Here is a 22,967-nt window from a genome sequence, read left to right on the forward strand (position 1 = left end):
CCTCAGAGTAGTTTAAAGAGATCCAAAGCGGGTTCTGTCGGAACGCCCTGTACGAAGCATTCGACACCGGCGGTTTTCAGGCCATTAAATGCCGTAATATCGTTAGCATCGACAGAAACCGTTTTGGCAATTTGTTGTTTGCCATTGGCATAGTGCATGTTGCCTACATTGATACGTGTTACGGGAACGCCGCCCTCCACCAGCTTGAGGAAATCCGCTGGCGACTTGCAGACCAGCAGAATTTTCTGTCGATCGGCAGCGCGATGGATATTGTCGATCACTTTTTGCAGCGGCCAGAAACGTACGGCGATCCCCTCCGCCAGCACCATCTCCATCAGGTTTTGCTGTACCGGGTCTTCAGCCACTTCATCATTGGCGACCAGTACCAGATTTGCCCCCGCAAACCCAACCCACTGCACGCCGACCTGGCCGTGGATTAAACGTTCGTCAATTCGACTCAATACAATGTTTGGCATAGCGTTTCCTCTTCGTTGTTATGCGTTTTGGGATGTAACGCCCTGGCAGGCGGCGTGGTACTGCTGTAGTACGTCCTGAATGTGGCTGATAATGAGCTCTCGCGGCGTTGCGTTGAGATCCCCTTCGCGCACTCTGGCGTACTGTAGCGGCAAATACTGGCTGATGAGCGGCAGTGGAATGGGGTCATCCGCCAGGTTGCGAACCAGCCGTGCAAACGCCTCATCAATCTGCTGATCCGGCCAGTAATAGCGAACGCGATCGGAATAACTATAACCACGCGCCAGGCGGCGTGCGTTGCCGTCGCCGTGGTAGTGACTCTGCCAGTATTCCGGGCGATCGAGCATCACGCTTTCCAGCACATGGCGCAGACCAGAGCTGGTTTTGGCGGGTAACAGCTCTTCTTCAATTGCGGCCAGCGAGAATAACGCTTCGCGCAGGGCAAAGGTGAGGGCCGGGCCGACTTTCAGAATCGCAAAGTGATCTTTCACCAGCTGGCGCAGCGACTGTGGCGTCTGGTAATCCGTGGAGTGCGCTTCAAACACCAGCGTGTCATACGCTTCTACCATTGCACTCAACGCGATGGCTTTTTGCGGTTGGTAATCAATGATATGCGTATGGTCGAACTCAACGCCCGGTTGTACAACCAGCCCGATGATACGAGGCCAAATGGCGCTCAGTCCCTGTTTCTCAAATGCATGACGATGCGCTTCCAGCGTGGCTCGTGCCGCGTCAGGTGTTGTTACTTCCAGTTCAGTCAATGTCTCATGCGCGCCGCCGGGAACCGGAACTTCAGTACCGATCACGTAAACCAGATCGGATTCGCCAAAATGCTCACGGCAGGTTTCTTCTGCGATCTTCGCCAGTCGCGCGGCGCGCTCAGCAACGATCTCATCGGTTAACGGTATCGGATCGTTGGCGCAGGACATGCTGCAATCGAGATGGATCTTTTTAAACCCGGCTGCCACGTAGCTCTTTATTAAATCATCCGCATTTGCCATCGCCTGGGCGGCAGGCAGATTTTGCCAACGGTTGGGGCCGAGGTGATCGCCGCCCAGAATCAACTGTGATTGTGGAAAATTAAGTGAGTCGGCCAGCTGGTAAACAAAGCCGCGAAAATCGGCGGGCGTCATGCCGGTATAACCCCCGAACTGGTCAACCTGGTTAGAGGTGGCTTCAATCAGCAGTGGGGTATGGTTTGCATGGGCATAACGTATAGCGGCTTCCAGCACCAGTGGATGCGCAGAACAAACGGCATAAATCCCATTTGTGTTCCCTCGTTTATGCTGCTCCACCATTTCTGTTAGATGTTTCACTTTCCTCTCCAGGTTGAATGCTTAAGACAAGTGTCTTTCATTTTGTTTCATCTGATACTGGTGCAAGACGCTATAAAAATAAAACGAAAGATATCGGTTTTCGGATCTGTTTCACAAAAGAAACATAATGAAAGGTTTCAGCGATGCGTCGTCTTATGGCTTGCAGGTATGGGGGCTTGCATTCCAGTAAAAGAAAGGCGTTAATAGAAAAATCGAAATGAAACGAAAGATTTGATTAAAGGATTTTTTATGAGCAGTACTGATTCTTCTGCGGATAAGCGCATTACCGCTACCAGTGAAAGGCGGGAGCAAATTATCCAGCGGTTGCGACAGCAGGGAAGCGTACAGGTTAACGATCTTTCCGTCTTATTCGGCGTCTCCACCGTGACCATCCGTAACGATCTGGCTTTTCTCGAAAAACAGGGGATTGCCGTGCGTGCGTATGGCGGCGCGTTAATTTGCGACAGCAATACTCCGGGTATTGAGCCTTCGGTGGAAGATAAAAGTTCACTCAATACCGCTGTAAAGCGCAGTATCGCCCAGGCGGCGGTTTCGCTGATTAAACCCGGACACCGGGTGATCCTTGACTCAGGCACCACGACATATGAAATCGCGCGCATGATGCGCCAGCATACGGATATCATCGCCATGACCAATGGCATGAATGTCGCCAATGCATTGCTGGAAGCTGAGGGAGTGGAACTGCTGATGACTGGTGGGCATCTGCGCCGCCAGTCGCAGTCATTTTATGGTGACCAGGCAGAGCAGTCGCTACAGAATTACCATTTCGATATGTTGTTTCTGGGGGTCGATGCCATTGATTTAGAGCGTGGCGTCAGCACGCACAATGAAGATGAAGCCAGACTTAACCGCCGGATGTGTGAAGTGGCCGAGCGCATCATTGTCGTCACGGATTCCACGAAGTTTAACCGCTCCAGTCTGCATAAGATCATTGATACGCAGCGTATTCATACCATCATTGTGGATGAAGGTATTCCTGTCGACAGTCTGGAAGGTTTACGCAAGAGCGGTATTGAAGTGATTCTGGTGAACGCGTAATTCAGTTATCTGTAAAAGGCCGGATGGCGATGCGATCCCCATCCGGCCTTTTTTCGTCATCAGGTCACTGGCGCGGGGTTAAACACGGCCAGCTGGTTATGCAGCCCCCATTGGTCTGAGAAGGTTTTCTTACGACCGCTCGCGACGTCCAGAATAAAGTGGAACAGCTTCCAGCCCACGTCCTCAATGCTCTCTTCCCCTGTGGCAATGGTGCCCGCGTTGATGTCCATCAAATCAAACCAGCGATTCGCCAGTTCTGTGCGGGTCGCCATTTTGATTACCGGAACCGCCATCAGGCCATATGGCGTTCCGCGACCGGTTGTGAACACCTGCACGGTGATCCCGGAAGCGACCTGCTGCGTGCCGCAGACAAAATCACTGGCGGGCGTGGCGGCGTAAATTAAACCGCGTTTTGTCGGTCGCTGACCGGGGGACAGCACTTCCACAATCGCGCTCTGCCCGGATTTTGCGATAGAGCCCAACGCTTTTTCCACCACGTTCGCGAGACCGCCTTTTTTGTTGCCCGGCGACGGGTTGGCGCTGCGGTCGGTTTTCCCCATATCAAGATAATTATCGTACCAGGCCATCTCTTCCAGCAGGCGTTTGCCGACCTCTTCGTTAATTGCGCGTGGCGTGAGAAGGTGGATCGCATCACGGACTTCGGTGACTTCCGAGAACATCACCGTCGCGCCGCAACGCACTAACAGATCCGAGGCGTAACCCACCGCCGGGTTGGCCGTCACGCCGGAAAACGCATCGCTGCCGCCGCACTGCATTCCGACCACCAGTTCGGAAGCCGGGCAGGTTTCACGCTGGCGCTGGTTGAGCTTCGCCAGGTGGCGTTCGGCCACCTGCAAAATATCCTCGACCATCGACTTAAAGCCGACGTGCTGCTCATCCTGCAAACGCACAATACTGGCGCTGTCCACCGGAATCCCTTTCACATCTTCCGTGCCTTCCAGCAGACGTTCCGGCTGAAGTTTTTCACAGCCAAGGCCGATGACCATAACTTCGCCGCCGAAGTTCGGGTTCAACGAGATGTTATGAATGGTGCGGATAGGCACCACGGCCGCTGGCGCGTTGATCGCCACGCCGCAGCCGTACAAGTGGTTCAGACCGACAACGCCGTCTACATTCGGGTATCCGGGCAGCAGGTCACGCTCAATGATCTTCACGACATAATCCACGACGCCCGCCACGCAGTGTACGCTGGTGGTGATGCCGAGCAGATTTTTGGTGCCGACGCTGCCATCCGCGTTGCGGTAGCCTTCAAACGTGTAGCCTTCCAGCGGCGGCAGCGGTTCCGGCACTTTCGTCGCCAGCGGCAGGGTGTGTAACGGCGGCGCTTTCGGTAGCTCAACCAGCGACTCATCTATCCAGCTGCCGCGTGCGATGTCGCGAACGGCATAGCCGATCACCTCGCCATAACGCACGATTTCGCCGTGGGCAGGAATCGCCTCCAGCGCCACTTTATGCCCCTGAGGAATATGTTCAACCAACGCCAGACCGTCCGGGAAACGCGTTCCGGCTTGCAGACCATTGTCATTAACAATAATTGCCACGTTATCGGTGCCATGCACTTTAATATAAAACGCGGTTGGCGATTCTTGTCTAATTTCGATATCGGCCATTGTCCAGTATTCTCCAGCCAGGTGGTGATAATAAATGTGTTAAAGAGAACAACTGCTTTTTATTGTCAGAATTAAAAATACGTTGCTGCTAAATAAAGAATGCCAGGAGTTTTTGTTTAAAAATGTGATCGCGATCGGCCATTATTCCCGATGGTACGGGCGCTGGGCGAGTAATGTACAAATCTGTGCATCACCGCCCATGACGTTGTGCAAATGCTCAAAATATTATTCATTGCGAATATTAAAATTGAGCAATACAACAATGTTTAGCGGCGTAAGTATGATTATACTGATTCACGACTTTCATTATCCGCTATCGATAAAATATCAGCGTAATTCCTTAGATGAGCAAATCGAAATATCTCCCGGAATTGCGGAAATAAATAATGATTCATCCAGGGTATAAATGATGAGTAACGATATCTTCCCGAACAAATTTAAAGCTGCGCTGGCAGCGCAACGCATTCAGATCGGCTGTTGGTCCGCGCTGGCAAACCCCATCAGTACGGAAGTGTTAGGGCTGGCAGGTTTTGACTGGCTGGTGCTGGATGGCGAACATGCGCCGAACGATATCTCAACTTTTATTCCACAACTGATGGCGTTGAAAGGCAGCGCCAGCGCGCCGGTGGTACGGGTGCCGACGAACGAGCCGGTCATTATTAAGCGTCTGCTGGATATCGGTTTCTATAACTTCCTGATCCCGTTTGTCGAGACGGAAGAAGAAGCCGTTCGCGCCGTGGCCTCGACGCGTTATCCGCCGGAAGGCATCCGTGGGGTCTCCGTTTCCCATCGCGCCAATATGTTTGGCACCGTGCCGGATTACTTTGCCCAGTCAAATAAGAACATCACCATTCTGGTGCAGATCGAAAGCCAGCAGGGGGTGGATAACGTTGATGCTATCGCGGCCACTGAAGGTGTTGACGGTATTTTTGTCGGCCCAAGCGATCTGGCTGCGGCGTTAGGTCATCTCGGCAACGCCTCTCACCCGGAAGTACAGAAAACCATTCAGCATATCTTTGCCCGCGCCAAAGCCCACGGTAAACCGTGCGGCATTCTGGCGCCGGTCGAAGCCGACGCGCGCCGCTATCTGGAATGGGGCGCGACGTTCGTTGCCGTGGGGAGCGATTTGGGCGTGTTCCGCTCCGCCACGCAAAAGCTGGCTGACGCCTTTAAGAAATAACCACCACTGAAACAAGAGAGAGAAGATTATGACGATGAAAGTAGGTTTCATTGGCCTGGGCATCATGGGTAAACCAATGAGCAAAAACCTCCTCAAAGCCGGTTACTCGCTGGTGGTTTCTGACCGTAACCCTGACGCGATTGCCGAAGTTATTGCCGCAGGCGCAGAAACCGCAACCACGGCAAAAGCCGTTGCCGAACAGTGCGATGTGATTATCACCATGCTGCCGAACTCGCCGCATGTGAAAGAAGTGGCGCTGGGCGAAGGCGGCATTATTGAAGGCGCGAAGCCAGGCACCGTTTTGATCGATATGAGCTCTATCGCTCCGCTGGCAAGCCGTGAAATCAGCGACGCGCTGAAAGCAAAAGGTATCGATATGCTGGATGCGCCGGTAAGCGGCGGCGAGCCGAAAGCGATCGACGGCACGCTGTCGGTGATGGTTGGCGGCGATAAAGCGATTTTCGATAAATATTACGATCTGCTAAAAGCAATGGCCGGTTCCGTGGTGCATACCGGTGATATCGGCGCGGGCAACGTGACCAAACTGGCTAACCAGGTGATTGTCGCGCTGAACATCGCAGCCATGTCTGAAGCGCTGACGCTGGCGACCAAAGCGGGGGTGAACCCGGATCTGGTGTATCAGGCGATTCGCGGCGGTCTGGCGGGTAGCACCGTGCTGGATGCGAAAGCGCCGATGGTGATGGAACGGAATTTCAAACCGGGCTTTCGCATCGATCTGCATATTAAAGATCTGGCGAATGCGCTGGACACCTCTCATGGCGTAGGCGCGCAGCTGCCGCTGACCGCCGCCGTGATGGAAATGATGCAGGCGCTACGTGCCGATGGTCTGGGCACGGCCGACCATAGCGCCCTGGCCTGCTACTACGAAAAACTGGCGAAAGTGGAAATCGCTCGCTAATGACGTCATGCCCGGTCGCGCGCGGCGGTCCGGGCCTATGACCCTGGCCGGATAAGTGAAATGCCATCCGGCGTTGTGCAGTAACAGGCTACAACTATGAAAATCGTAATCGCCCCAGACTCTTATAAAGAAAGCCTTTCTGCCGCTGAAGTTGCGCAGGCGATAGAAAAAGGATTCCGGGAAATTTTTCCCGATGCGCAGTATGTTTCTATCCCGGTCGCTGACGGCGGAGAGGGAACGGTCGAAGCCATGATTGCCGCCACGCATGGAACGCAGTATACCGCTTTTGTGACGGGGCCGCTGGGGGAGACCGTCATGGCCAACTGGGGCATGTCCGGGGACGGCAGTACCGCGTTTATTGAAATGGCGGCGGCCAGCGGGCTGGCGCTGGTTCCGCCAGAAAAGCGTAATCCGTTGATTACTACGTCGCGCGGCACCGGAGAGCTGATCCTGCATGCGCTGGAGCACGGCGCCAGAAGCATTATCATCGGCATTGGCGGCAGCGCGACCAATGACGGCGGCGCGGGCATGGTGCAGGCGCTGGGTGCCCGATTAACGGATGCGAACGGTACTGAAATTGGGAACGGCGGCGGCAGCCTGAACAGCCTGAATTTGATTGATATCTCTGGTCTCGATCCGCGTTTAAAAACGTGTGCTATCCGGGTGGCCTGCGATGTGACCAATCCACTGACGGGCGAAAATGGCGCGTCGCGAATCTTTGGGCCGCAGAAAGGCGCGACCGAAAAGCTCATTCATGAACTGGACGGCAATCTTGCTCATTATGCCGACATGATTAAAAAGTCGCTGCGCGTGGATGTGGAAAATGTCCCCGGCGCGGGCGCGGCTGGCGGGATGGGGGCGGCCTTAATGGCTTTCCTCGGCGCAGAGTTGCGCAGCGGCATTGAGATAGTCACCACGGCGCTCAATCTGGAAGAACACATCCACGACTGCGCGTTAGTCGTCACCGGCGAAGGGCGCATCGACAGCCAGAGTATTCACGGCAAAGTACCGATAGGCGTCGCCAGTGTGGCGAAAAAGTATCATAAGCCAGTGATTGGGATCGCGGGGAGTCTGACGCATGATGTGGGAGTGGTGCATCAGCATGGCATTGATGCCGTGTTCAGCGTGCTTACCCGCATTGGCACGCTGGATGAAGCCTTTCGCGGCGCGTTTGATAATATCTACCGCGCCTCGCGAAACATCGCCGCAACGCTGGCGATAGGAATGCGTAGTGCAGGGTGACAATGGCGTGCAAACCCTCTATACTGCGCGCCGAAGCTGACCAGACAGTCGCCGCTTCGTCGTCGTCCCTTTCGGGGGAGACGGGCGGAGGGGAGGAAAGTCCGGGCTCCATAGGGCAGGGTGCCAGGTAACGCCTGGGGGGCGCAAGCCCACGACCAGTGCAACAGAGAGCAAACCGCCGATGGCCCGCGCAAGCGGGATCAGGTAAGGGTGAAAGGGTGCGGTAAGAGCGCACCGCGCGGCTGGTAACAGTTCGCGGCACGGTAAACTCCACCCGGAGCAAGGCCAAATAGGGGTTCATAAGGTACGGCCCGTACTGAACCCGGGTAGGCTGCTTGAGCCAGTGAGCGATTGCTGGCCTAGATGAATGACTGTCCACGACAGAACCCGGCTTATCGGTCAGTTTCACCTCTTCATGTAAAAACCCGCTTCGGCGGGTTTTTGCTTTCATAGCGTTTGGGTTCCCGGTACTGCCTGATGGCAGAGCGCTTTGGTAGGCCGGATAAGACGCGTGAGCGTCGCCATCCGGCAGATTCCCCGCAGAAGGTGCCCGATCGCGCCGCGTAACATAATCTCCCCGCCAAAAGATATTTCTTGTTCTGTGACCACTAACACAAAACGCTGTTTGGTGTTTTTTTAACCGGATAAAAGATTGGCTGTTGATCGCTATCACAAAATTACGCGCTACAAAAATTGACAATCACAGTGTTAATATATTGTTGGTAATGATAATGATGTGTATTAAATGAATTAAATATTCGTGTGTGTAATGTTTTTTTACAAACAAATAAGAAGAAAAAATGTGATATGCCACAATCTTTAATCCCAATAAGGGCGTAATTGTACTTATTTTTGATTAATTGTCCGTTAAATTTAAACGTAAATCTGCGTGTTAATTATGCGATAATTGATTGAATTATCGTCTTTCCCGAATTTGTAAAATAGCGAATGAAACGCATATGTTATCGCCATAAAATATTGTTATCCCCTCATGATTTTTTGACAAAAATCATGATAAAGTGCAGTCGTGTTCTTTCAACTTATTGATAATAAATGGTTTATTTTTTAAAAAATAAGCTTACAAAATGTAAGGTAAGTTAATTTGTGAGTAGTCGCACATAACCATGTAACCTTTATTTGGTACACTTCATGCCGTCAACAAAGTAATTAGTGCAGGTCGATATGAATACTATTCTTCTCCCTAAAACACAGCACTTGGTGGTCTTTCAGGAAGTCATTAGAAGTGGTTCTATCGGTTCTGCCGCAAAAGAGTTAGGGTTAACTCAGCCTGCTGTAAGTAAAATTATCAATGATGTTGAGGCCTATTTTGGCGTTGAGTTAATCGTTCGCAAAAATACCGGTGTCACGTTAACCAGCGCAGGTCAGGTGCTGCTTACCTGGTCTGAATCCATCACCCGTGAAATGAAAAACATGGTGAACGAGATGAACAGCATGACCTGCAACACGGTGGTCGACGTTTCGTTTGGTTTTCCTTCGTTGATTGGCTTTACCTTTATGTCTGACATGATTCATAAATTTAAAGAGGTGTTCCCAAAAGCGCAGGTGTCGATGTATGAAGCGCAGCTCTCCTCGTTCCTGCCCGCGATTCGCGACGGACGCCTGGATTTCGCTATCGGCACGCTCAGTGATGAGATGAAACTACAGGATCTACACGTGGAGCCGCTTTTTGAGTCAGAGTTTGTCCTGGTGGCCAGTAAGTCCCGAACATGCACCGGCATCACCACACTGGAATCGTTGCAGAACGAACAGTGGGTGTTGCCACAAACGAATATGGGCTACTACAGCGAACTCCTCACCACGTTACAAAGAAATGGCATCAGCAGTGAAAACATCGTTAAAACAGATTCCGTTGTCACTATTTATAATCTTGTTCTCAATGCTGATTTTCTGACCGTCATTCCCTGCGATATGACATCTCCATTCGGTTCAAACCAGTTTATTACGATTCCAGTAGAGGAAGATTTACCGGTCGCGCGTTATGCCGCGATCTGGTCTAAAAACTATCGGATTAAAAAAGCAGCATCGGTTTTGGTGGAATTAGCCAAAGAATATTCATCTTATAATGGTTGCAGACGAAAGCAATTAATAGAAATTAAGTAACGGATTAAATTTAATTTAATCAAAAACTGATGCCATCTGTCTGAATATCAGACGTTGGTACTGACTATTTATTTTACCTTAATACCCAGGTTAAGAGGTTATAATGCATATTACATACGATCTCCCGGTTGCGATTGAAGATATCCTCGAAGCGAAAAAAAGACTTGCGGGGAAAATTTATAAAACAGGTATGCCGCGCTCTAACTATTTCAGCGAGCGCTGCAAAGGCGAAATATTCCTTAAGTTCGAAAATATGCAACGCACGGGCTCTTTTAAAATCCGCGGTGCGTTTAACAAACTCAGTTCATTAACGGAAGAAGAAAAACGTAAAGGCGTGGTGGCTTGCTCTGCCGGTAACCATGCGCAAGGGGTGTCTCTCTCCTGCGCGATGCTCGGTATCGACGGCAAAGTCGTGATGCCGAAAGGCGCGCCGAAGTCCAAAGTGGCGGCCACCTGCGACTACTCCGCTGAAGTGGTGCTGCACGGTGACAACTTCAACGATACCATCGCCAAAGTGAGCGAAATTGTTGAGACTGAAGGCCGCATTTTTATTCCACCTTATGACGATCCGAAAGTGATTGCCGGGCAGGGAACGATTGGCCTGGAAATTATGGAAGATCTGTATGATGTCGATAACGTCATTGTACCAATTGGCGGCGGCGGTCTGATTGCCGGTGTTGCGATTGCTATTAAATCCATTAACCCGACAATTAAAGTTATTGGCGTACAGTCCGAAAACGTACACGGCATGGCGGCATCTTATCATGCAGGAGAAATAACCACTCACCGAACGACCGGCACCCTGGCGGATGGTTGTGATGTTTCTCGCCCGGGTAATTTAACGTATGAGATTGTTCGTGAATTAGTGGATGACATTGTCCTGGTCAGCGAAGATGAAATTCGTAACAGCATGATTGCATTAATTCAGCGCAATAAAGTCGTCACTGAAGGCGCTGGCGCACTGGCATGTGCCGCATTATTAAGCGGGAAATTAGATAGCTATATCCAGAACAGAAAAACGGTCAGCATTATTTCTGGCGGCAATATCGATCTTTCTCGTGTATCGCAAATTACGGGCTTAGTTGACGCTTAAACCCGGCTATTAATCTTTTCGTTGAGGATAGGATATGAGTACTACTGATAGCATTGTATCCAGCCAGACAAAACAGTCGTCCTGGCGTAAATCGGACACCACATGGACACTGGGACTATTTGGTACTGCCATCGGCGCCGGGGTGTTGTTCTTCCCTATTCGCGCAGGGTTTGGCGGGCTAATCCCGATTCTTTTGATGCTGGTGTTGGCCTACCCCATCGCGTTTTACTGCCACCGTGCGCTGGCGCGCCTGTGTCTTTCCGGTTCTAACCCTTCCGGCAACATCACAGAAACGGTAGAAGAGCACTTTGGTAAAACAGGCGGCGTGGTCATCACGTTCCTGTACTTCTTCGCTATCTGTCCGCTGCTGTGGATTTATGGCGTAACCATTACCAACACCTTTATGACCTTCTGGGAAAACCAGTTGCAGATGCCGGCGCTTAACCGTGGCTTTGTGGCGCTGTTCCTGCTGCTGCTGATGGCTTTCGTTATCTGGTTTGGTAAAGACCTGATGGTTAAAGTGATGAGCTACCTGGTATGGCCGTTCATTGCCAGCCTGGTGCTGATCTCTCTGTCGCTGATCCCTTACTGGAACTCTGCGGTTATCGATCAGGTGGATCTCAGCAATATCGCGTTAACCGGGCATGACGGCATTCTGGTTACCGTGTGGCTGGGTATCTCCATCATGGTGTTCTCCTTTAACTTCTCGCCTATCGTCTCTTCTTTCGTGGTTTCCAAACGTGAAGAGTATGAGAAAGACTTTGGTCGTGAATTTACCGAGCGTAAATGTTCACAGATCATCTCCCGCGCCAGCATGCTGATGGTGGCCGTGGTGATGTTCTTCGCCTTCAGCTGCCTGTTCACGCTCTCTCCGGCCAACATGGCGGATGCGAAAGCGCAGAACATTCCGGTGCTCTCATATCTGGCGAACCACTTTGCGTCGCTGTCTGGCACTAAATCAACGTTTGCTACGGTTCTGGAGTACGGGGCTTCCATCATCGCACTGGTCGCTATCTTCAAATCATTCTTCGGTCACTATCTGGGCACGCTGGAAGGCCTGAACGGTCTGGTGCTGAAGTTTGGTTACAAAGGCGATAAAACCAAAGTTTCACTGGGCAAACTCAACACCATCAGCATGATCTTCATCATGGGTTCCACCTGGGTTGTGGCATACGCCAACCCGAACATCCTGGACCTGATTGAAGCAATGGGTGCGCCGATCATTGCCTCGCTGCTCTGCCTGTTGCCGATGTACGCCATCCGTAAAGCGCCGTCACTGGCGAAATACCGTGGTCGTCTGGATAACGTGTTTGTGACCGTGATTGGTCTGCTGACCATCCTGAATATCGTGTACAAACTGTTCTAATCCTTTAGCTCAGGATGAGCGGAGTAGTGAAATGAATGAATTTCCGGTAGTTCTGGTGATTAACTGTGGATCGTCTTCCATTAAGTTTTCAGTACTGGATGCAACCCATTGCGATGTGTTAATGGCAGGAATTGCGGACGGTATTAATTCTGAAGATGCGTTTTTATCCGTAAATGGAGGAGAGCCAGCTAAGCTGGCTCACCACAGCTACGAAGGCGCATTAAAGGCGATTGCGTTTGAACTGGAAAAACGTAATTTAATCGACAGCGTGGCCTTAATTGGCCACCGTATTGCCCACGGCGGAAATATCTTTACAGCATCAGCCATTATTACGGATGAAGTTATCGAGAATATCCGCCGGGTTTCTCCTTTAGCGCCGTTACATAATTACGCCAATTTAAGCGGAATTGAATCGGCGCAGCATCTTTTCCCGGGCGTACAGCAGGTGGCGGTATTTGATACCAGCTTCCATCAAACGATGGCGCCTGAAGCCTATTTGTATGGCTTGCCGTGGAAATATTTTGAGGAGTTGGGCGTCCGGCGCTATGGCTTTCATGGCACCTCGCACCGCTATGTCTCGCAGCGTGCGCATGACCTTCTTGCGCTACAGGAAGAGGACTCGGGTCTGGTTGTCGCGCATCTGGGCAATGGCGCTTCTATCTGTGCCGTTCGTAACGGTCAAAGCGTCGATACCTCTATGGGGATGACCCCGCTGGAAGGGCTGATGATGGGCACCCGCAGCGGCGATGTGGACTTCGGCGCGATGGCGTGGATTGCCAGCGAAACCAACCAGACGCTGGGCGATATGGAACGCGTGGTGAATAAAGAGTCTGGTTTGCTGGGGATTTCCGGTCTGTCATCTGACTTACGTGTGCTGGAAAAAGCCTGGCATGAAGGGCATGAACGTGCGCAACTGGCGATTAAAACCTTTGTGCACCGTATTGCCCGCCACATTGCCGGGCATGCCGCATCGTTACACCGCCTGGACGGTATTATTTTTACCGGGGGGATTGGCGAAAACTCCGTGTTAATTCGCCGTCTGGTCATTGAACATTTGGCTGTTCTGGGCGTGAAATTAGAGCACGAGATGAATAGCCTGCCTAATTCTCACGGTGAAAGAATTATCTCCAGCAAAGACACCAACGTTATTTGTGCCGTCATTCCAACGAATGAAGAAAAAATGATTGCCCTCGACGCTATTCATTTAGGCAAAGTTAACGCACCTGTGGAATTTGCATAATTTATTGTTGTTCTGTAGAGAGACTATTTTTCATGAAGGTAAATATCGATACCAGCGATATGCTGTATGCCGAAGCCTGGCTTGGCTTTAAAGGTACGGACTGGAAAGAAGAAATTAATGTCCGTGATTTTATTCAGCACAACTATACGCCCTATGAGGGAGATGAATCCTTCCTCGCGGAAGCCACGCCTGCGACTACCGCATTGTGGGAAAAAGTTATGGCGGGTATTCGTATTGAAAACTCGACGCATGCGCCAGTCGATTTCGATACCAATATTGCGACCACCATTACTGCCCATGACGCGGGTTATATTGAGCAGGAGCTGGAAAAAATCGTCGGTTTGCAAACCGATAAGCCACTCAAGCGCGCGCTGCATCCGTTTGGCGGCATCAACATGATCAAAAGCTCATTCCAGGCGTATGGTCGTGAAATGGATGCTGATTTTGAATATCAGTTTACCGAGCTGCGTAAAACCCATAACCAGGGTGTATTCGACGCGTATTCGCCGGATATGCTGCGCTGCCGTAAATCCGGGGTGCTGACCGGCTTACCGGATGGCTACGGCCGTGGGCGCATTATCGGCGACTATCGCCGCGTTGCGCTGTACGGTATCCGTTATCTGGTGCGCGAGCGTGAGTTGCAGTTTGCCGATCTCCAGTCAAATCTGGAGTGGGGGCAGAACCTTGAAGCGACGATTCGCCTGCGTGAAGAGCTGGCCGAACACCGTCGTGCGCTGCTGCAAATGCAGGAAATGGCCGCCAAATACGGCTGCGATATCTCCCGTCCGGCGCGTAACGCGCAGGAAGCCGTCCAGTGGCTTTACTTCGCCTATCTGGCAGCGGTGAAATCGCAGAACGGCGGCGCAATGTCGCTGGGCCGTACCGCGTCGTTCCTCGACATCTACATTGAGCGAGACTTCAAAGCCGGGATCTTAACGGAAGAACAGGCGCAGGAACTGATCGACCACTTCATCATGAAGATCCGCATGGTGCGCTTCCTGCGCACGCCGGAATTTGACACGCTGTTCTCCGGTGACCCGATTTGGGCAACCGAAGTGATCGGCGGTATGGGGCTGGATGGCCGCACGCTGGTGACCAAAAACTCCTTCCGCTATCTGCATACCCTGCACACGATGGGGCCTGCGCCAGAGCCGAACCTGACCGTGCTGTGGTCAGAAGCCCTGCCGGTCGCTTTTAAAAAGTATGCGGCGCAGGTGTCGATCGTCACTTCATCTTTGCAGTATGAAAATGACGATCTGATGCGCGCTGACTTTGACAGCGATGATTACGCCATTGCCTGCTGCGTCAGCCCAATGGTCATCGGTAAGCAGATGCAGTTCTTCGGCGCCCGTGCCAACCTCGCTAAAACGCTGCTGTATGCAATCAACGGCGGTGTGGATGAGAAGCTGAAAATCCAGGTTGGGCCGAAAACGGCGCCATTAATGGATGACGTGCTGGATTACGACACGGTGATGGAGAGCCTTGACCACTTCATGGACTGGCTGGCGGTGCAGTACATCAGCGCGCTGAATATCATCCACTACATGCACGACAAGTACAGCTACGAAGCGTCGCTGATGGCGCTGCACGATCGTGACGTTTATCGCACGATGGCATGCGGCATCGCGGGGCTGTCCGTGGCGGCGGATTCGCTGTCCGCCATCAAGTACGCGAAGGTGAAACCGGTGCGCGACCACAACGGGCTGGCAGTCGATTTTGTCATCGAAGGCGAATATCCGCAGTACGGCAACAACGACGAGCGCGTGGACAGCATTGCCTGCGATCTGGTTGAACGCTTTATGAAGAAAATTAAAGTGTTGCCAACCTACCGCAACGCGGTGCCGACGCAGTCCATTCTGACCATCACCTCGAACGTGGTGTACGGCCAGAAAACCGGGAACACGCCGGATGGACGTCGTGGCGGTACGCCGTTCGCGCCGGGTGCGAACCCGATGCACGGCCGTGACCGTAAAGGCGCTGTCGCTTCGCTGACTTCCGTCGCGAAACTGCCGTTCACCTATGCCAAAGACGGGATTTCCTACACCTTCTCCATTGTGCCTGCGGCGTTGGGCAAAGATGACGGCGTGCGGAAAACCAATCTGGTCGGCCTGCTGGACGGATACTTCCATCATGAAGCGCATGTGGAAGGCGGCCAGCACCTGAACGTCAACGTGATGAACCGTGAAATGCTGCTGGATGCCATCGAGCACCCGGAAAGCTATCCGAACCTGACGATCCGCGTGTCCGGCTACGCCGTGCGCTTTAATGCGCTCACCCGCGAGCAACAGCAGGATGTGATTTCACGTACCTTTACCCAGGCGATATAACGCCGGAGGCGCTATGAGAAAGATTATTGCCACCCAACATGCACCGGGGGCCATCGGCCCCTACGTACAGGGTGTGGATTTGGGCAGTATGGTGCTGACCTCAGGTCAGATCCCGGTATGCCCGCAAACGGGCGAGGTCGCGGAAAATGTCGTCGATCAGGCGCGTCAGAGCCTGGAAAACGTCAAAGCGATCGTGGAAGCTGCGGGCCTGAAAGTGGGCGATATCGTGAAGACCACCGTGTTCATTACCGATCTGAACGATTTCACCACCATCAACGAGGTGTATCAGCAGTTCTTTGATGAGCATCAGGCGACTTACCCTACGCGCAGCTGTGTGCAGGTCGCCCGTTTGCCGAAGGATGTGAAGCTGGAGATTGAAGCTATCGCGGTGCGTGGCGATACGCTGTAACCCCCTGCGGGGCGATCTTCAGGATCGCCCCGATCCCAAAAACGAGTGTGAAACTATTTGATGTCTGGTCTCCACTGAACGGCAATCCGAGGTTCTGGATATGATTAGCGCATTCGATATTTTTAAGATTGGCATTGGACCTTCCAGCTCCCATACCGTAGGGCCGATGAATGCAGGAAAATGTTTTATCGATCAACTGACCAGCAAGGGTGATTTACTTTGCACGACGCGTATTACGGTTGATCTGTATGGATCGTTATCGCTGACCGGGAAAGGTCATGCGACGGATACCGCCATCATGATGGGGCTGGCAGGCAACAGCCCGCAAAACGTGAATATCGACGCGATTCCCACCTTTATTGAAGACGTAACGCGCAGTGGACGCCTGCCGGTGGCCGAGGGAGCGCACGTTGTTGATTTCCCGGTAGCAGACAGCATTCTCTTTCACGCCGAAACGCTACCGCGCCATGAAAACGGGATGCGTATTACGGCATGGAACGGGCAAGAGACGCTATTGAGCAAAACCTATTACTCCATCGGCGGCGGGTTTATCGTCGAAGAGGAGCGTTTCGGGCAGGCGCATGATGTCGAAACGCCTGTGCCTTATGATTTTCACTCGGCCAGCGAACTGCTGAAACTGTGTGAGCGAAACGGGCTTTCGGTCTCTGGCCTGATGATGCAAAACGAGCTGGCGCTGCGCAGCAAAGAGGAGATTGACGCCGGATTCGCGCGCATCTGGGATGTGATGCACGCCGGGATTGAACGCGGCATGAACACCGAGGGCGTGCTGCCGGGGCCGCTGAATGTGCCGCGTCGCGCTGTTGCGTTAAGGCGTCTGCTGGTCTCCAGCGACAGCCTCTCCAGTGACCCGATGAACGTTATCGACTGGATCAACATGTTTGCGCTGGCCGTCAGCGAAGAGAATGCGGCAGGAGGACGGGTCGTAACGGCGCCAACTAACGGCGCATGCGGCATTATTCCAGCTGTACTGGCTTATTACGATAAGTTCCGCCGTCCGGTGAATGCCAACTCGATTGCCCGCTATCTGCTGGCTGCGGGCGCGATTGGCGCGCTGTATAAGATGAATGCGTCTATCTCCGGTGCGGAAGTGGGCTGTCAGGGTGAAGTTGGCGTCGCCTGCTCGATGGCGGCGGCAGGGCTGACGGAACTGCTGGGCGGTAGTCCATCGCAGGTTTGCATTGCGGCGGAAATCGCGATGGAGCACAACCTGGGATTGACCTGCGATCCGGTGGCCGGGCAGGTGCAAATTCCTTGCATTGAACGTAACGCGATTAATGCGGTAAAAGCGGTGAATGCGGCGCGAATGGCGCTGCGGCGGACGTCTGAGCCACGGGTGTCGCTCGATAAAGTGATCGAGACGATGTATGAAACCGGCAAGGATATGAACGATAAGTACCGCGAGACTTCGCGCGGTGGGCTGGCGATTAAGGTCGTTTGTACCTGAGGTGAATAGCCGTGCCTGATGGCGCTGCGCTTATCAGGCCTACGGTTTACGTACGTTTGCAGGCCGGAGAAGGCGCAAGCGCCGCCATCCGGCAATGAATTAATCAACATGGCATGATAAAAAGGTGCACTTTAGTGCACCTTTTTTGTTGTGATCTGCTTCAAAAATAGAAATTCAATTCTTTATTTTGCCGTAAAAGAGAAAATATTTCTTAACTTTTAGAAATTACAGGGGTTTGTTTGTGAAGTTTTTCTCTGATCCTGCGCGTATGATTCCCTCACTACTCCAATAACTCGCCTGCGCACGACGTACCGCGTATCGCCTTGATGCGGCACGGAAAAATAATAAAAAACTCTACCTACATATTAAGCGAGAACGTAATGGAAACGGCAACGAATAACAGCGTAATACTCGACGCATCAGCTCCGGCGCGCCGGGCAGGGATGACCGAAAGCGAATGGCGCGAAGCCATTAAATTCGACAGCACCGACACGGGCTGGGTCATCATGAGTATTGGTATGGCGATCGGCGCGGGGATTGTTTTTCTCCCGGTGCAGGTCGGTTTAATGGGGCTGTGGGTCTTTTTACTCTCCTCTATTATCGGCTATCCCGCGATGTATCTGTTCCAGCGCCTGTTCATCAACACGCTGGCGGAGTCCCCGGAATGTAAAGACTACCCGAGCGTCATCAGCGGCTATCTGGGGAAAAACTGGGGCATCCTGTTAGGCGCACTCTACTTTGTGATGCTGGTGATCTGGATGTTTGTCTACTCCACCGCCATCACTAACGACAGCGCCTCTTATCTGCACACCTTTGGCGTCACGGAAGGTTTGCTCTCCGACAGCCCGTTTTATGGACTGGTGCTGATTTGCATTCTGGTGGCGATCTCGTCACGCGGTGAGCAGCTTCTGTTCAAGATTTCGACCGGCATGGTGCTGACTAAACTGCTGGTGGTCGCGGCGCTCGGCGTCTCAATGATCGGGATGTGGCATTTGTACAACATTGGCGCGCTGCCGCCGATGGCGCTGTTGATTAAAAACGCCATCATCACCTTGCCGTTTACGCTGACCTCCATCCTGTTTATCCAGACCTTGAGTCCGATGGTGATCTCTTATCGTTCACGCGAAAAATCCATTGAGGTCGCACGGCATAAAGCGCTGCGCGCCATGAACATCGCGTTCGGCATTCTGTTTGTTACCGTCTTTTTCTACGCGGTCTCTTTCACCCTGGCGATGGGGCATGACGAAGCGGTCAAAGCCTACGAGCAGAACATCTCTGCACTGGCGATCGCCGCGCAGTTTATTAGCGGCGCGGGTGCGGGCTGGGTGAAAGTGGTCAGCGTGATCCTGAATATCTTTGCCGTTATGACCGCGTTCTTCGGCGTTTACTTAGGCTTTCGCGAAGCGACTCAGGGAATTGTGATGAACCTGCTGCGCCGCAGAATGCCTGTCGAGAAGATTAACGAACGCTTCGTGCAGCGCGGCATTATGGTTTTCGCCATCTTACTGGCCTGGAGCGCCATTGTGCTGAATGCGCCGGTGCTGAGTTTCACCTCTATCTGTAGCCCGATCTTCGGCATGGTGGGATGTTTGATCCCGGCCTGGCTGGTCTACAAAGTTCCTGCACTGCACAAATACAAGGGCGCGTCTCTGTATCTGATTATCGTCACGGGTTTGCTGCTGTGCGTTTCTCCGTTCCTGGCATTTGCTTGATCTTCCTGAAAGTAAGGTTGTTGTTATGTTTGAGTCTACAGAAAATCCGTTATGGCAGCGTTTTATCCTCGCAGTACAGGAAGAGGTAAAACCGGCACTGGGATGTACGGAACCTGTCTCTCTGGCGCTGGCGGCGGCGGTTGCCGCGGCTGAACTTGACGGCGAAGTTGAACGCGTTGACGCGTGGGTCTCGCCGAACCTGATGAAGAATGGCCTGGGCGTCACCGTGCCGGGTACCGGGATGGTTGGGCTTCCCATTGCGGCAGCGCTGGGGGCGCTTGGCGGCGATGCCAGCGCGGGGCTGGAAGTGTTGAAAAACGCCTCTTCGGGGGCGATTGCGGATGCGAAAGCGATGCTGGCTGCCGGGAAGGTGTCGGTGATGTTGCAGGAGCCATGCGACGACATCCTCTTCTCACGCGCTAAAGTGTACAGCGGCGATGCGTGGGCCTGCGTAACGATCGTCGGCGGGCACACCAATATCGTGCGCATTGAAACTCACACTGGGGTGATCTTTACGCAGACCGAAAGCGTGCAGGGGGAGGCGCAAGAATCGCCGCTGTCGGTCTTATCAAAGACCTCGCTGGAAGAGATTCTGGCGTTTGTGAATGCGGTGCCGTTTGCGTCAATCCGCTTTATTCTGGAGGCCGCCAGACTGAACGGCGCGCTGTCGCAGGAAGGATTGCGCGGCACCTGGGGGCTGCATATCGGGGCGACGTTGCAAAAGCAGTGCGCACGCGGTCTGCTGGCGGACGATCTGTCAACGGCGATCCTGATTCGCACCAGCGCAGCTTCGGATGCGCGGATGGGCGGCGCGACGCTGCCAGCCATGAGTAACTCCGGCTCCGGCAATCAGGGGATCACCGCGACAGTTCCCGTAATGGTGGTGGCGGAGCATGTGGGGGCGGATGACGAACGTCTGGCGCGCGCCCTGATGCTCTCGCACCTGAGCGCGATCTACATTCACCATCAGCTTCCACGCCTGTCAGCGCTCTGTGCGGCGACCACGGCGGCAATGGGGGCGGCGGCAGGAATGGCGTGGCTGATGGATGGCCGCTATAACACGATTGCGATGGCGATCAGCAGTATGATCGGCGACGTGAGCGGGATGATATGCGACGGCGCATCGAATAGCTGTGCGATGAAGGTATCGACCAGCGCGTCTGCGGCCTGGAAAGCGGTGTTAATGGCACTGGATGATACGGCGGTAACCGGCAACGAAGGGATTGTGGCGCATAACGTCGAGCAATCTATTTCGAATTTGTGCGCGTTGGCCTGTCATGCAATGCAGCAAACCGACCGTCAGGTTATCGAAATTATGGCCAGTAAGGCGCATTAACCCGGTGGCGCGGGTTTGCCTGATGGCGCTGCGCTTATCAGGCCTACGGTAACTTGTGTTTGTAGGCCGGATAAGGCGTTTACGCCACCATCCGGCATTGCGTTTATCGGAAATCAGAAGCCGCCTTTTCAGGCGGCTTCATCTTCTTCCGCTAACCGGATCTCTGCATCCGCGACGATAGCTTCCAGTTCGGTTAGCATCTCCTCGTAGCCAAATTTCCCGGGCGCGTTTGCCGCATCCTGTGCTGCGGGTTGGGTTACGGATTGATGCTTTTTAGCCGATTTTTTGCTCACAGTCATAACTCCCTTATTTTTTCTGACTACACAGGCAAATCTATCAGTAAAGCGCGCAATGGCGTGTCGGCAACTAACGTTATGTTAGCTTCATCACGAATAAATGCGCCGTCGCCGCAGGTAAGCGCTTCTCGCTCCTCGTTATGCGTGACCGCATGAAACGTACCGTGAATCGACTGCAAATAGGCGCGTGGGCCATGCAGTTGAAAGCTCAGCGACTCGCCTTTTTTCAGCTCAATATGGTGCACCCAGACCTGCTGGCGTAATTGCAGGCTGTCCTGTTCTCCATCCGGGGAGGCGAGGAGTTGCTGTTTGCCCGCGGTTAGCGTGGTTTTCTGTACCAACGGGTTTTCCCGCTCAGGACAGGCGTCCAGCCATAGCTGCATCCTGGTAAGCGACTTATCTTTACTGAGATTATGCTCGCTATAGCTAATGCCCGGCTGCGTGGCGAGCAGCAGGGCTTCGCCCGCTTTCGCCTGGACATGATTGCCTTCGCTGTCGCGATATTCCGCTTCGCCTTCCAGAATCAGGTTTAAAATATCCACCTTCGGGTAGGTGCGCGGCTGGAAGGAGGCGCCCGGCGCCAGCACTTCCTGGTTGAGTACGCGCAGGGAGGCATAGCCCAGCAGTTTAGGGTCGAAGTAGTGTCCAAAGGAGAAGGTATAACGGGCCTGCAACCATCCGTAGTCTGCCTGTCCGCACTGTTTGGCTGTTCGGGTAGTAATCATAATTCTTGACCTCTCTTTACTTCCTTTTATGTTAAGGGGCTGGACGCTGCATTGTTAGCCAGATATTCTGCCCGGTATGTTCAAATTTCCTGAATGAGAACGATATGGCCAAAGAAAGGGCGTTAACACTGGAAGCGTTACGCGTCATGGACGCAATAGATCGACGCGGGAGCTTCGCGGCGGCGGCAGATGAGTTAGGTCGCGTACCATCCGCGCTCAGCTACACCATGCAAAAACTGGAAGAAGAGCTGGATGTGGTGCTGTTTGACCGTTCCGGCCATCGGACAAAATTCACCAACGTGGGGCGTATGCTGCTGGAACGCGGGCGCGTATTGCTGGAAGCGGCAGACAAGCTGACCACCGATGCCGAAGCGCTGGCGCGCGGTTGGGAAACGCACCTGACGCTGGTGACAGAAGCGCTGGTGCCGACCTCAGCCTTCTTCCCGCTGATTGACCGACTGGCCGCGAAAGCCAACACCCAGCTTTCGGTGATCACGGAAGTGCTGGCGGGCGCCTGGGAGCGTCTGGAGCAGGGGCGGGCCGATATTGTGATTGCACCGGATATGCATTTCCGCTCGTCGTCAGAAATTAACTCCCGCAAGCTGTATACGCTGATGAACGTCTACGTGGCGGCGCCGGACCATCCGATTCATCAGGAGCCGGAGCCGCTGTCTGAAGTGACCCGCGTGAAATATCGTGGTGTGGCGGTGGCGGATACCGCCCGCGAGCGACCGGTATTGACCGTGCAGCTGCTGGACAAACAGCCGCGCCTGACGGTGAGTACCATTGAAGACAAACGTCAGGCCTTGCTGGCCGGGCTGGGCGTCGCGACCATGCCGTATCCGCTGGTCGAACAGGATATTGCACAAGGAAGACTGCGGGTCGTCAGCCCGGAATCGACCAGTGAAATTGATATTATTATGGCCTGGCGACGCGACAGCATGGGCGAGGCGAAAGCCTGGTGCCTGCGGGAAATCCCGAAACTGTTTGCCAGCAGATAAGAGCGCAAGCCCGGTTTAGCCGGATGGCGGTGCAGGCGCTCGCGTAGGCCTGATA

General features: G+C 53.3%; 19 protein-coding genes, 1 other RNA gene and 1 pseudogene. 16 read left to right on the top strand and 5 right to left on the bottom strand.

Going from position 1 to position 22,967, the window contains the following annotated elements; translation table 11 throughout:
* Positions 1–2: 2 nt before the first annotated feature.
* Both agaV and kbaZ read right to left on the bottom strand, forming a co-directional pair.
* A complete protein-coding gene (gene agaV / locus FD428_RS02850; RefSeq protein ID WP_012135267.1) occupies positions 3–476 on the bottom strand; it encodes a PTS N-acetylgalactosamine transporter subunit IIB in 474 nt (157 codons plus the stop codon).
* An 18-nt stretch (positions 477–494) separates the two neighbouring features.
* Positions 495–1,790 (bottom strand): tagatose-bisphosphate aldolase subunit KbaZ, encoded by a 1,296-nt coding sequence (gene kbaZ / locus FD428_RS02855; RefSeq protein ID WP_024130977.1) that lies wholly within the window; start codon positions 1,788–1,790, stop codon positions 495–497.
* A 249-nt stretch (positions 1,791–2,039) separates the two neighbouring features.
* Between kbaZ and FD428_RS02860 the strand changes: the two genes are divergently transcribed.
* Positions 2,040–2,849, top strand: coding sequence for a DeoR family transcriptional regulator (locus FD428_RS02860; protein WP_012135265.1), 810 nt, complete (start codon positions 2,040–2,042; stop codon positions 2,847–2,849).
* A gap of 59 nt (positions 2,850–2,908) precedes the next feature.
* Here the strand turns inward: FD428_RS02860 and garD are convergent, their stop codons facing one another.
* A complete protein-coding gene (gene garD, locus FD428_RS02865) occupies positions 2,909–4,480 on the bottom strand; it encodes a galactarate dehydratase (RefSeq protein WP_114848360.1) in 1,572 nt (523 codons plus the stop codon).
* Positions 4,481–4,889: 409 nt separating this feature from the next.
* Between garD and garL the strand changes: the two genes are divergently transcribed.
* The 14 genes and pseudogenes from garL to FD428_RS21930 form a co-directional block, all read left to right on the top strand.
* Positions 4,890–5,660, top strand: a complete 771-nt coding sequence (gene garL / locus FD428_RS02870; RefSeq protein WP_024130976.1) for a 2-dehydro-3-deoxyglucarate aldolase — start codon at positions 4,890–4,892, stop codon at positions 5,658–5,660.
* Between the two features lie 28 nt (positions 5,661–5,688).
* Positions 5,689–6,579, top strand: a complete 891-nt coding sequence (garR, locus tag FD428_RS02875) for a 2-hydroxy-3-oxopropionate reductase (RefSeq protein ID WP_012135258.1) — start codon at positions 5,689–5,691, stop codon at positions 6,577–6,579.
* Between the two features lie 96 nt (positions 6,580–6,675).
* Positions 6,676–7,821 (top strand): glycerate 2-kinase, encoded by a 1,146-nt coding sequence (gene garK, locus FD428_RS02880; protein ID WP_114848359.1) that lies wholly within the window; start codon positions 6,676–6,678, stop codon positions 7,819–7,821.
* 32 nt (positions 7,822–7,853) lie between these two features.
* An RNA gene (gene rnpB / locus FD428_RS02885) (RNase P RNA component class A) lies at positions 7,854–8,232 on the top strand.
* Between the two features lie 771 nt (positions 8,233–9,003).
* Positions 9,004–9,942, top strand: a complete 939-nt coding sequence (gene tdcA / locus FD428_RS02890; RefSeq protein WP_047461068.1) for a transcriptional regulator TdcA — start codon at positions 9,004–9,006, stop codon at positions 9,940–9,942.
* A 103-nt stretch (positions 9,943–10,045) separates the two neighbouring features.
* Positions 10,046–11,035: a bifunctional threonine ammonia-lyase/L-serine ammonia-lyase TdcB gene (tdcB, locus tag FD428_RS02895; protein ID WP_012135254.1), complete on the top strand. Its 990-nt coding sequence runs from the start codon at positions 10,046–10,048 to the stop codon at positions 11,033–11,035.
* 34 nt (positions 11,036–11,069) lie between these two features.
* Positions 11,070–12,401: a threonine/serine transporter TdcC gene (gene tdcC, locus FD428_RS02900; RefSeq protein ID WP_012135253.1), complete on the top strand. Its 1,332-nt coding sequence runs from the start codon at positions 11,070–11,072 to the stop codon at positions 12,399–12,401.
* A gap of 31 nt (positions 12,402–12,432) precedes the next feature.
* Entirely contained in the window at positions 12,433–13,641 is a 1,209-nt protein-coding gene (tdcD, locus tag FD428_RS02905) for a propionate kinase (RefSeq protein ID WP_114848358.1), read from the top strand.
* Between the two features lie 32 nt (positions 13,642–13,673).
* Positions 13,674–15,968 (top strand): formate C-acetyltransferase, encoded by a 2,295-nt coding sequence (gene pflB, locus FD428_RS02910; RefSeq protein ID WP_047461071.1) that lies wholly within the window; start codon positions 13,674–13,676, stop codon positions 15,966–15,968.
* Between the two features lie 13 nt (positions 15,969–15,981).
* On the top strand, positions 15,982–16,377 hold the full coding sequence (locus FD428_RS02915; RefSeq protein WP_012135250.1) for an enamine/imine deaminase: 396 nt from the start codon (positions 15,982–15,984) through the stop codon (positions 16,375–16,377).
* A gap of 100 nt (positions 16,378–16,477) precedes the next feature.
* On the top strand, positions 16,478–17,842 hold the full coding sequence (tdcG, locus tag FD428_RS02920) for an L-serine ammonia-lyase (protein ID WP_112001528.1): 1,365 nt from the start codon (positions 16,478–16,480) through the stop codon (positions 17,840–17,842).
* 380 nt (positions 17,843–18,222) lie between these two features.
* On the top strand, positions 18,223–19,554 hold the full coding sequence (locus tag FD428_RS02925) for an amino acid permease (protein ID WP_024130973.1): 1,332 nt from the start codon (positions 18,223–18,225) through the stop codon (positions 19,552–19,554).
* Between the two features lie 25 nt (positions 19,555–19,579).
* Entirely contained in the window at positions 19,580–20,890 is a 1,311-nt protein-coding gene (locus FD428_RS02930) for a serine dehydratase subunit alpha family protein (protein WP_071257772.1), read from the top strand.
* A 15-nt stretch (positions 20,891–20,905) separates the two neighbouring features.
* Positions 20,906–20,986: pseudogene (locus FD428_RS21930) on the top strand (hypothetical protein); the annotation flags it as partial.
* 32 nt (positions 20,987–21,018) lie between these two features.
* Here the strand turns inward: FD428_RS21930 and FD428_RS21705 are convergent.
* Together FD428_RS21705 and FD428_RS02935 are read right to left on the bottom strand one after the other, a co-directional pair.
* On the bottom strand, positions 21,019–21,183 hold the full coding sequence (locus tag FD428_RS21705) for a hypothetical protein (RefSeq protein WP_047463896.1): 165 nt from the start codon (positions 21,181–21,183) through the stop codon (positions 21,019–21,021).
* A 26-nt stretch (positions 21,184–21,209) separates the two neighbouring features.
* Positions 21,210–21,911: a pirin family protein gene (locus FD428_RS02935; protein ID WP_071257775.1), complete on the bottom strand. Its 702-nt coding sequence runs from the start codon at positions 21,909–21,911 to the stop codon at positions 21,210–21,212.
* Positions 21,912–22,015: 104 nt separating this feature from the next.
* Between FD428_RS02935 and yhaJ the strand changes: the two genes are divergently transcribed.
* On the top strand, positions 22,016–22,912 hold the full coding sequence (gene yhaJ / locus FD428_RS02940) for a DNA-binding transcriptional regulator YhaJ (protein ID WP_012135243.1): 897 nt from the start codon (positions 22,016–22,018) through the stop codon (positions 22,910–22,912).
* Positions 22,913–22,967 lie beyond the last annotated feature (55 nt).

The organism is Citrobacter sp. TBCP-5362, assembly GCF_005406305.1.
GTDB lineage: Bacteria > Pseudomonadota > Gammaproteobacteria > Enterobacterales > Enterobacteriaceae > Citrobacter_B > Citrobacter_B koseri.